The organism is Actinoplanes sp. NPDC049548, assembly GCF_040676695.1.
In the GTDB taxonomy this organism is placed as follows: domain Bacteria; phylum Actinomycetota; class Actinomycetes; order Mycobacteriales; family Micromonosporaceae; genus Actinoplanes.
The window spans coordinates 148,409-158,603 of the sequence record NZ_JBFAPM010000013.1 but is presented as its reverse complement, the minus strand read 5'-3'; the positions used below and the strand labels follow the sequence as shown (position 1 = coordinate 158,603).

The 10,195-nt window shown below is 72.6% G+C and carries 11 protein-coding genes; 4 read left to right on the top strand and 7 right to left on the bottom strand.

Features of this window, described 5'->3' with window-relative positions; translation table 11 throughout:
• Positions 1 to 464: 464 nt before the first annotated feature.
• Genes AB0J80_RS25005 through AB0J80_RS24990 form a run of 4 tightly spaced genes read right to left on the bottom strand, consistent with a single transcriptional unit; the run spans position 465 to position 4,677 of the window.
• The gene (locus AB0J80_RS25005; protein ID WP_364709226.1) at positions 465 to 1,514 is read right to left on the bottom strand and encodes an aldo/keto reductase; all 1,050 of its coding nucleotides are present in this window, start codon (positions 1,512 to 1,514) and stop codon (positions 465 to 467) included.
• A gap of 51 nt (positions 1,515 to 1,565) precedes the next feature.
• Positions 1,566 to 2,948, bottom strand: a complete 1,383-nt coding sequence (locus AB0J80_RS25000; protein ID WP_364709223.1) for a hypothetical protein — start codon at positions 2,946 to 2,948, stop codon at positions 1,566 to 1,568.
• Positions 2,945 to 4,396 carry a M20/M25/M40 family metallo-hydrolase gene (locus AB0J80_RS24995; protein WP_364709221.1) on the bottom strand — a complete coding sequence of 484 codons (1,452 nt, stop codon included), beginning with the start codon at positions 4,394 to 4,396 and terminating at the stop codon, positions 2,945 to 2,947. Before AB0J80_RS24995 ends, AB0J80_RS25000 begins: the two co-directional genes overlap by 4 nt.
• Positions 4,397 to 4,449: 53 nt before the next feature.
• Complete coding sequence (locus AB0J80_RS24990; protein ID WP_364709218.1) at positions 4,450 to 4,677, bottom strand: preprotein translocase YidC; 228 nt, start codon at positions 4,675 to 4,677, stop codon at positions 4,450 to 4,452.
• A 125-nt stretch (positions 4,678 to 4,802) separates the two neighbouring features.
• Between AB0J80_RS24990 and AB0J80_RS24985 the strand changes: the two genes are divergently transcribed.
• Positions 4,803 to 4,991 carry a hypothetical protein gene (locus AB0J80_RS24985; RefSeq protein ID WP_364709216.1) on the top strand — a complete coding sequence of 63 codons (189 nt, stop codon included), beginning with the start codon at positions 4,803 to 4,805 and terminating at the stop codon, positions 4,989 to 4,991.
• Positions 4,992 to 5,037: 46 nt separating this feature from the next.
• On the opposite strand, the gene AB0J80_RS24980 is transcribed toward AB0J80_RS24985, so the two are convergent.
• Together AB0J80_RS24980 and AB0J80_RS24975 are read right to left on the bottom strand one after the other, a co-directional pair.
• The gene (locus AB0J80_RS24980) at positions 5,038 to 5,508 is read right to left on the bottom strand and encodes a nucleoside deaminase (RefSeq protein ID WP_364709214.1); all 471 of its coding nucleotides are present in this window, start codon (positions 5,506 to 5,508) and stop codon (positions 5,038 to 5,040) included.
• Positions 5,509 to 5,510: 2 nt separating this feature from the next.
• Positions 5,511 to 5,948: a CBS domain-containing protein gene (locus AB0J80_RS24975; RefSeq protein WP_364709211.1), complete on the bottom strand. Its 438-nt coding sequence runs from the start codon at positions 5,946 to 5,948 to the stop codon at positions 5,511 to 5,513.
• A 176-nt stretch (positions 5,949 to 6,124) separates the two neighbouring features.
• On the opposite strand from AB0J80_RS24975, the gene AB0J80_RS24970 reads away from it, so the two are divergent.
• Positions 6,125 to 7,369, top strand: coding sequence for a hypothetical protein (locus AB0J80_RS24970; protein WP_364709209.1), 1,245 nt, complete (start codon positions 6,125 to 6,127; stop codon positions 7,367 to 7,369).
• Positions 7,370 to 7,376: 7 nt separating this feature from the next.
• On the opposite strand, the gene AB0J80_RS24965 is transcribed toward AB0J80_RS24970, so the two are convergent.
• On the bottom strand, positions 7,377 to 8,813 hold the full coding sequence (locus tag AB0J80_RS24965; protein ID WP_364709206.1) for an amino acid permease: 1,437 nt from the start codon (positions 8,811 to 8,813) through the stop codon (positions 7,377 to 7,379).
• Between the two features lie 134 nt (positions 8,814 to 8,947).
• Here AB0J80_RS24965 and AB0J80_RS24960 point away from each other — a divergent pair, with 134 nt between their 5' ends.
• Both AB0J80_RS24960 and AB0J80_RS24955 read left to right on the top strand, forming a co-directional pair.
• Positions 8,948 to 9,634, top strand: coding sequence for a hypothetical protein (locus AB0J80_RS24960; protein WP_364709203.1), 687 nt, complete (start codon positions 8,948 to 8,950; stop codon positions 9,632 to 9,634).
• Entirely contained in the window at positions 9,631 to 9,984 is a 354-nt protein-coding gene (locus AB0J80_RS24955) for a transcriptional regulator (RefSeq protein WP_364709200.1), read from the top strand. Before AB0J80_RS24960 ends, AB0J80_RS24955 begins: the two co-directional genes overlap by 4 nt.
• The last annotated feature ends 211 nt before the right edge of the window (positions 9,985 to 10,195 follow it).

Below are 10,195 nucleotides of genomic sequence, written 5' to 3'. Positions count from 1 at the left end.
ATTCGGAGCCCAGCGCGGCAAACCATAGCGGAAAAGCGCGTCGCATATCCAAGCCGACTGACGTCTTTTTTACAGCGTTCGGGGAATCTTTTCCTCGATGGACGGCCCCAGGAAACAGTTGCGTCACATCGACCGCCGCATTAGCGGATAGCCCACGGCAATTGCCGCGGGATCGGACATGGGGTGATCATTGCCGGTATGGCCGGTTCGCCGAGCTTCGTACCAGGGGATACGCGTGGATCATCCGATGTCGACGAACGTACCGCGCGCATCGTACGAACGGTCAATGGCGATGGCCATTTTCCTTGAACCGCGTCCTTTCCGGACGATTACCGGCGCGTCACCGCTCGTGATCCAGACCTTTCGATCGATGACCGTCTCCGGTGGCGAAACACATTCGCATTGCCATTTTCGACGGCCATCGATCTTCCATTGCCGACCATTTGCGCCGGCGTTTGGCGTCGTCAGAGGTGAGGGCCGAGCAAGGTCAGGTCGGCCGGCGAGAGCCGGTCGCGGGCGGTCTTGGCCTGATGCCAGTACGGGTACAGCAACGGCGCGGCACTCGCCTCGTCCAGCCGCGCGCGTTCCTCGTCGCTCAGCCGAAGCTCGGCCGCGGCCAGGTTGTCCGCGAGCTGCTCGGCGTTGCGCGCCCCGATCACGAGCGAGGTGACCGCCGGCCGGCCGAGCAGGTAGGCCAGCGCGACCTGCGCCGCGGACACCCCCCGGTCCTGCCCGATGGAGACCAGGACCTCCACGGTGTCGTAGAGCCGCTCCTGGTCGTGCACGGGAGGCTCGTTCCAGTCGGTGAGCTGCCGCGACCCGGCCGGCGGCCGCTGACCGCGCCGGTACTTGCCGGAGAGCAGCCCGCCGGCGAGCGGGCTCCAGACCAGGACACCGAGCCCCTGGTCGACGGCGGCGGGGATGAGCTCGTACTCGGCGTCGCGCGCCTGCAGCGAGTAGTAGATCTGCTGGCTCACGAAGCGGGGCGCGCCGATGCGCTCCGCCGTGCCGAGCGCCTTCATCAACTGCCAGGCCGCGTAGTTGGAGGCGCCGACGTAGCGCACCTTGCCCTGCCGCACGAGCAGGTCGAGGGCCTCCAGCGTCTCCTCGAGCGGGGTCTGGCCGTCCCACTCGTGCACCTGGTAGAGGTCGATGTGGTCGGTCCGCAGCCGGCGCAGGCTCGCCTCGCACCCGGCGACGACGTGCTGCCGGGACAGACCGGCGTCGTTGGGCCCCGGGCCCATCGGCATGCGGACCTTCGTCGCGACGAGCACGTCGTCGCGGCGGCCCTCGAGCACCTCGCCGACGATCTCCTCGGACATCCCCTCGGAGTAGACGTCGGCGGTGTCGATGAGGTTGATCCCGGCGTCGAGGCACTGGTCCACCTGGCGCCGCGCCTCGTCGACGCCGGTGGCGCCGACGGCGGCGAAGTTCCCCTTGCCGCCGAACGTCATGGTGCCCATGGTGAGGACGGAGACTCTGAGGCCGGACCGGCCGAGCTGGCGATATTCCATACCGCCAACCTATGCCCGGTCGTGGCGCGGCGCCCGGGAAGCAGCGGGACCTCAGCTGACCAGCAGCCCCAGCGCCGCGCCGGTGCTGCTGAGCGCGGCCAGCACCTCGCCGGCCGTCAGCCGGGGCGGCGGCACGGCACCCAGCGGCGACGCGGTGGACAGCACCGCGGACGCATGGGCGGCCGGCAGCGGCACCAGGGGATAGTGGCTCATCGCCAGCGAGTCGACGTGCGGGCGCAGGCGCGCGAAGGCTGCCAGCGACCGCCACTGCGCGCCCGGCGCGTACGCCTCGGACCGTGACCCGGGCGGCTGCGGCAGCACGGTCACCGTGTCGAAGCCCGCGCTCCCCGCCAGCCACCACTCGGCCGCCTCCACCGACGGCCGGGCCGAGGACTCCAGCCAGTACGGCACCAGCCCGGCCGTCAGCGTCAGCCACGGGTCCAGCAGCGTGCCGGAGCTGATGACGCAGTGCTCGCCGCCGCCACGCTCGGCCGCCAGCCAGCGCCGGTAGAGCCCGGCCACGAACGCACTCAGCGCCCAAGGCCGCGCGTAGCGGATCCGCGACGGCGTGGTCGCGCACCGGCGCAGGTCGGTGGCGAAGTCCGGGTCGCCCGCCACCTCGGCGACGGCCCGCGGCACGTCCGGGTACGGCGCGGCCCACCGCACCTCGTCCAGGGCGGCGAGCGTGCGGCGCAGGGCGGGATTGTCCAGCGTGTAGTCGTCCGGCTCCCAGCCGCTGACCGGGCTGCCCAGCTGGAAGCTGTGCCCGGGGGCGAGCTCGAGCACCGGCCAGGTGCGCACGTCGCGGACCATCAGCGCGTGCGCTCCCGGCTCGAGCCGGGAGCGCAGGAAGCTTCGGTACGCCGCCGGCAGCCGTCGCCAGCGCACATGCAGCGTGATGGTGGTGCCGCAGAGGCTGCCGCGCTGCACCGGGTCGTGCACCTGGCGAACCGAGACGTCGGGGTTGGCGGCGACGATGGAGTCGGCCACGACCGAACCCCAGTCCATCGCGGTCTCCCAGTCCCCGACCGCCCCGCCGGGCCACGGCACCGTGACGGTGAAGCCGTCGGGCAGCCACGGCGCCCCGAGCGCGGCGGCGAGGTGCGTGACGGCACCATGCCCCGAGCCCAGCAGCACCCCCGGGTACGCGTCCGCCGGGTACTGCGCGGTGATCCACGAGGCGACCGCGTCGGCGTCGAGCCGGGCCGCCAGCCCCACCGGCAGCGCCTCCTCGGCCGCGTCGTACGCGAGCGCGTCCTGGCGTACGTCCTCACGGACGGTGGGCCGCTGCCCGAGGATCGGCACCCGGTTCATGTCCCGGCAGTCGTGCCCGGCCACCGCCCGTGCCGTGGCCTCCAGCAGGCCGGCGCCGAGGCTGTCAGCGCAGACGACGCGGGTGGCAGCGGGCGTACCTGCGTCCTTGAAGTCCGTCACGGCTGGTCGGCTACCCGCGGCGTACCTCCGGCAACCGTGCCGTTTTCGCCGTAGTCCGGCACTTCGGAAGTCACCCGGGAGTGGGAGAGCCGCTCCCAGAAGGAGGCCATCGTGGCGGCGCCGGCGATGAGAACGTCCAGGCCGGCGCGTTCGTCGCTGTCGTGCCAGCGGTCCTCGGGCAGGCCCGTGCCGAAGAACAGCAGGGGCGCGCCGACCATGCGCACCAGCAGGTCGGCGGGCCCGCCGCCGGCGTTGCCCATCCGCCCGGCGGGCACGCCGAACCCGTCCTCCATGGCGGCGGCGAGGATCTCCACCGCGGGGAGGTCACGCGGCGTCCGGTACGGCTCCTGCCCGCCATCCACGGTCATGGTGAGCTTGTACTCGAAGGTGTCGCTGATCGTGGCCTCGATGTGGCGGCGCAGCTGCTCGGCGACCTCCGGGATCGTCTGGTCCGGCACCGTACGGATGCTCAGCGACGCCGTGGCGACGGCCGGGACCGCGGCACGCGACGGACCCACCGGGTCACCGGCGGCGACGGTCAGCACCTCGACCGACGGCCGGGCCCACAGCCGTTCCAGCACGGTGAAGCCCTCCTCGCCGCCGATGCTGCGGGTGTCGGAGCGGGAAAGCCAGTCCTCGTCGCTGTACGGCAGCGCGGCGAGCTCCGCCCGGGTCTGCTCGGAGGGCTCCACGACCGCGTCGTAGAACCCCGGCAGGGTGACCCGGCCCTTGTCGTCGTGCAGCTCGGCGATCAGGTTCGCCAGCTCGATCACGGGATTCGGCGCCGGGCCGGACACCGCGCCGCTGTGCACGTCCCGGTTCGGGCCGTAGACCTCGAGCTCGCCCAGCATGGTGCCGCGCATGCTCAGGCAGACGGCCGGATGGTCGCGGCGCCACAGCAACGTGTCGGAGAAGACGATCAGGTCGGCCTGCGGGCGGTGCTCCTCGAGCAGGCCCTCCAGGTGCGCGGAGCCCGTCTCCTCCTCACCCTCGACAAGGATCTTGACGTTCACCGCGGGCGCGTCGCGTCCGGTGGCCGCGAGGTGGGCGCGCAGTCCCCAGAGGTGCGCGACGACCTGCCCCTTGGCGTCCGAGGCGCCGCGCCCGTAGACGTAGCCGTCCCGCACGACCGGCTCGAACGGCGCCGTCTCCTCCCACTGCTCGTCCTTCGCGGCCCGCACGTCGTGGTGGCTGTAGATCAGGACCGTCGGGGCGCCGGGGGCGGCGCACCACTCGGCGTACACCGCCGGGGCGTCCCCGGCGGGCCAGATCTCGACGGTCGGGAAGCCGATCCCGCGCAGGGCGCCCGCGAGCCAGTGCGCGGAGCGGTTGACGTCGGCGACATGCTCGGGCATGCCGCCGACCGACGGCAGCCGCAGCCATCCGAGGAGCTCCTCGGCGAGCTGGTCGCGGTGGGCGTTGAGGAAGGAGTGGATCTCGCTGGTCACGGCGGGCCGTCTACCCGCCGGGCATCCGGGCAAACGCCGCCTCCGCCGGGACGCTACCGGGCCGCGTCCGGGTGACCCGGCATCGACGAGCCACCGCCGCTGCCGCCCGACGAGCCCCCCGCGCTGCCGGAACCGTCGTCCTCGGTGACCGTGTCGCTGTCACCGACCGACGGCGGCCGGCGGTCGGCGTCGACCTCTGTCTGCGTCACCGGCACGCCGTAGCCCTCCTCGGCGGCGCCTCGCTCCGCGGGCTGCCCGGTGCTGCGCGTCTCGTCGCCCATGGCGTCCTCCTCAGACTCGGCTGCTCCGCCACGCGGCTACCCGTTTCGCCGCGGGGCTAACGAGTGCGATCGCTGACATATCCGGCGCGGTAGCGGGTACCCGGGTCGCGCCGAAGGGAGAAACCATGACGAACGTCCAGCAACCGGAGATGCGGCGCAGCGAGGAATCGCCGACCAGCAAGCAGCGTACGGAGGACGCGTCGCCGGTCGAGGCGCCGCACGGCAGCCACGACACGTCCGCGGGCCGGCCGGTCCCCGAGGGCCAGGCGTCACCGTACGGCCCGGGCGGCAAGACCGCCGACGACCACTCCTGAGCACGGGTACGCCGCCCGGCGTGGCCCTCGCGGGTCTCGCCGGGCGTCACTGCGCGTTGGCGGCGTGCAGCCGGCGGACCTCCTCCGCCAGCTCGGGCGCCGGACCGTCCACCACCGCACCGGGCACCACGTCCCGCACGGCCAGCGGCAGCACCGGCCCCGGCGGCCGGCCCAGCTCCCGGCGCCACTCGGTGAGCTGGGCGGACGAGGTCGCGTACACGATGCGGCCCAGACCGGCCCACCCGTGGGCCGCGGCGCACATCGGGCAGTGCTCCCCGGAGGTGTAGACCGTCGCCGCGGCGCGCTCGGCCGGATCGAGGTGCTGGGCCGCCCATCGAGCGATCTCGAACTCCTGATGCCGGGTGGGATCGCCCGACGACTCGTGGTTGTGGTCCTCGAACAGCACGGAGCCGTCCGCGCCGACGAGGACCGAGCCGAACGGGTCGTCACCGGCCGCGAGGGCCTGCGCGGCCAGCTCGACGCAGCGGCGCAGATGCTTCAGATCGGTCTCGTCCACGCTCAGGCGCGCTCGCCGGTGATGTAGCCGCTGAGCGCGGTCCGCTCGACCTCCAGCTCGGTGATGCGCTTCTTCACCACGTCCCCGATGCTCACGATCCCCGCCAGCCGGCCGTCGGCCATGACCGGGACGTGCCGGAAGCGGTGCTCGGTCATGAGCCGTTCCACCTCCGCCACGTCGGCCTCGGGGCCGATCGTGCGCACCCGGGTGGTGTGGATGGCCGAGACCGGCCGGGTCAGCACGGCGGCACCGTGCTCGGCGAGGCTGCGGACGATGTCGCGCTCACTGACGATGCCCTCGACGGAGACGCCGTCGGCGGACACGACGGCGGCACCGATGCGATGCTCGGCGAGCGTGCTGAGCAGTTCCTGGACGGTGAGCTGGGGGGTCACGGTCACGACTCGGTCACCCTTGTCGCGCAGTACGTCGCTGATGCGCATCTGTCCTCCCGGGTCCTGCGGAAGTTCCGGCGTTTCCACCCTAGAACGAGAGAACGCTCTCTCCCGAGAGATCGCGGCCATTGATCCGCCGGAGAAGATCAACAGTCTTGCGTACGGTGACGGGGCCGCCCCACGGCGCTAAGTTGCTTCGATGAGCGACTCCCCGAGGAGGCCGGATGAGCCGGGGCGACGGGTCCACCATGGTCACGACGCGGTTCGTGTGGGTGCCGCACGGCAGCGCGGCCGGCTGGCTCCTCCTGCATCGCACGGTCACCGACCGCGCCACCGGTGAGACGACCGACGAGTTCTGGCGCTCGGAGGAGATCTCCCCGGAGGCCGCCACCGCAGGCGCTCTGCAGGAGGCCGACGCGGAATGGCGACGCGTCGTCACGGGCGAGCCGGTGCCCTTCCTGCTCTGGCCGTTCTTCCTCGCCGCCGTGACCGACCGGGAGCTGCCGGCGGTCCGCGAGCAGATCGTCCGCTCCCTGATCCGCCCCCTCGCGGACATCAGCGCCGAGCTGGTCGCCGCGCCCGGCGGCCCCTGCGTGATCACGCCCCGGGTCACGCTGGCAGGTGACCCCTTCGGACCCGCCGCGGCCGACCTCCCGCTCGGCGACGGCTGGGAGTCCGCCGACCTCGACCCCGACGGCCGCCGCGCGGGCCTGCTCGCCGCGGTGGACCGCCGCATCGGCGTCGCCGGCGTTCCCGGCCCGCGGTCACCACGCCACGTGACGGTCAACCGCTTCGTCGCCCGCGCCGGAACCACGCCGGCCGGCCTCGGCGCTGCCCTCGAACGGCAGGACGTCCGGCAGGCGATCGCCGACCTGCTCGCCGACCCCCGCGACCAGGGTCCGCGCGAGGCGCTCACCGGCGACCTGCGAGGCCAAGGCCTCCCGGTCGCCGCGGAACCCCTGCACCTGGCAGGCCTGCCCCGCCCCGGCTTCCTGGGCCGCCTCGTGATCCTCTGCCACGAGGACGCACCCGTCTACCGGATCGCCACCGTGCCGGCCTGCGCGCAGGAGCTGCGGGAACACCCGGACCTCGCCGCGGCGCTGGCGGCGTACGTGTGCCCGCTCGACCCCGCAACCCGCGGCGACGAGCCGGCCCGCGAGTCGCTGCGAGCGGCCCTGGCCGAGCTGCCCCGGGAATGGGACACGCCGTGCGAGCGCGGCGCCGGCCTGGCCCCGCCGGTCTGGGACGAGGTCACCGTCGCCACCCGGCAGGACGGCGTCCCCGCCGGCGGCGGCGGCCCTCGGCGCACCGTCGCGATCAGCCACGTGGAGCTTGTGGACAGTACGGGCGTGCAGAGCTGGCGCATCGACCTGTCGGCGCCGGCCTCCCCCACGGACCTGTCCTCATCGGCCACCCCCTTCACCGACCTGTCGTCGCCGGCGGCTTCCCGGACGGACCCGGACGCCTGAGGGCTGCTCATCGCACGTGGCTGCGGCGCCGCCCGTACCCGACGTAGACGACGAGGCCGAGCACCATCCAGGCGAGGAAACGCAGCCAGGTCTCCACCGACAGGTTCGTCATCAGATAGAGGCAGGCAAGCGCCGACAACACCGGCACGACCGGCGAGAACGGCGCCCGGAACGGTCGCTCCAGGCCCGGCTTCGTGCGCCGCAGAATCGGTACGGCCGCAGACACGATCACGAACGCGAACAGCGTCCCGATGCTGACCAGGTTGGCCAGGGACGACAGCGGCACGAACCCGGCGAGCAGGGCCACACCGACCGTGACCACGACGGTGGTGCGGTACGGCGTACCCCATCGCGGATGCACCGCCCCGGCCGCCGGCGGCAGCAGGCCGTCGCGGGACATCGCGAAGCCGATCCGCCCGATGGCCACGATGTCGACCAGGATGACGCTGGTCAGCCCGGCGACGGCGGCGATCGACACCAGCGCGGAGGCCCACCCGGCCCCGACCGACGAGAAGGCGGAGGCGATGGGCGCGCCCGGGTCGATCTGCCGGTAGTCCACCATGCCGACGATCACGAAGGACACCAGCACGTACAGCAGCGCGGAGATCGCCAGCGTGCCGAACAGCCCCAGCGGCAGGTCCCGCTTCGGCCGGCGCGTCTCCTCGCCGAGATTGGCCACCGCCTCGAACCCGGTGTACGCGAAGAAGACGACGGCGGCGGCGGTCAGCACCCCGGCGATACCGAACGCGGACGGCTCGAGCCCGAACAGGACCTGCGACAGCGGCCGCGTCAGCCCCGACTCCCCCTCACCGGCCGGCCGAGCGGGCGGCACGAAGGGCGTCAGGTTGGCCGCCGTGACGAAGAACGCCCCGGCGACGACGACGAAGACACAGATGGCGACCTTGACGACCACGAGGACGTTGGTGACCCGCGACGACTGCCGGATCCCCACCGTGGCGACACCGCCGAGCACCAGGGTGATGAGCACGGCGCCGAGGTTGACGGTGCTGCTCTCGCCGAACATCGAACCCGGCAGATGCAGCAGCTCGGCGAGGTAGCCGGACCACCCGCGCGCCACGACGGCCGCACCGAGGGCGAACTCCAGCACCAGGTCCCAGCCGATGATCCAGGCGATGATCTCACCCATGGTGGCGTACGCGTACGTGTAGGCGCTGCCCGCGGTGGGGACGCTGGACGCGAGCTCCGCGTAGCACAGCGCGGCGAGCAGGCTGGCGACGCCCGCCAGCACGAACGAGACGATGACCGCGGGGCCGGCGTGGTCGCGCGCCTCGATCCCGGTCAGCGTGAAGATGCCCGTACCGATGACGATGCCGATCCCGAACCCCATCAGGTCGAGCGGCCCGAGCCGCCGGCGCAGCCGCGGCCCGCCGCCCTCGTCGTCACCACCCTGAGCGACGACGTCCTCGATGGGCTTGGTCCGCATGACCGACACTCCGGTGCTCCTCCCACGACATTGATGCGCCGCGGGTGTACCCGTGGGCCGTTGTCCCTAACGCGCCGCCCCTTGGACCCACCAACCCACTAGCGCCAACTGGTTTGTTATGGAAACCTATTGGCATGACAGCAAACGCGCTACCGGCCGGCGACGATCCCCGTCGGCTGCTGACGGACATACGCGCCCTCGCCCACCGCGTCCGGCTCGACCGCCGGGTGACCTGGTTCGCCCTGCTCCTCCTGGCCGCAGTGACACTGGTCGCGATCCCGATCGACTGGCTGTCCCTCGACGCCGACTGCGGGGGCGCGGACGGCCCCTGCCACATCCGGCGCCTGAACCGGGCGTACTACTGGCTGCCGGCGCTGCTGCTGGCATACACGGCGATCGCGGGCTACGCGGTACGGGCCGCCCGGGCGCGAGGGCTGGGCGCCCGGGTCCTGCCATACGTGCTGACCGGCGTCGCCCTGGCCGTCCTGTCCGCCGCAGCCTGGCTGTTCGCCACCCTGTACTGGCGCAGCCACCCGGTCCCGGTGAACCCCTTGCCGACCTGGATGATGGTGATCGACGGCCTCGTGGCCCCGGCCGGCACGATCGGCGTCGCACTGCTGGTACTGGCGTGGCTGGAGCGGCACGTCGCGCTGCTGGTCTTCACCCTCGGATATCTGGCGGTGGTGCTGATGCCGCTCGACGCCGCCTGGGTTCCGCCGTTCGGGTACCTCTCGAGCTTCCTGGTCCCCCAGCTCGTCAACGGCATCGTGCTGCTGCTGGGCGCGGCCTGGTTTGCGATGGCCCACCGGCGGGTCCGATGACCGCGGAGGCCGATGTCCCTGAGTCGCCGGCCCATCCGGTCACCGGGCTGGACGACGTGGTCCACCAGCGGGTTCGGCTGGGCGTCCTCACGATCACCCACGAGGCGCGACGGGTCGAGTTCGGGTATCTGCGGACGCAGCTGCAGCTGACCGCCGGGAATCTGTCCCAGCATCTCGGGGTGTTGGAGTCCGCGGGCCTGATCGAGGTGGAGAAGGGGTATGCGGGCCGGCGCGGACGAACCTGGATCACCCTGACAGCCGCCGGTCAGCAGGCACTCGCGGAGGAGATCGGGCGGTTGAAGGCGCTGATTGCGCGGGTCGAGAGCGGGGAGACCGCGCGGGACAGCTGATCGTTGCAGCCTGCTCGCGAGGATGCGTCGCAAGGTTGACCAGCCACCGAAGCCGGCCGACCGTGGAACCGACCGGCCACCTATTCCGCCCCATCGCGAGGAGCCTCGGAGGCCGCCCGGGAACCGGTCCTCCCGTGGGCCGCCCGGGCGCGACGCCCGTGCTGCCGCGGTGCCCGTGCGGCCGCGGCGGGCTGGCTGCCCGCTGCGGCTT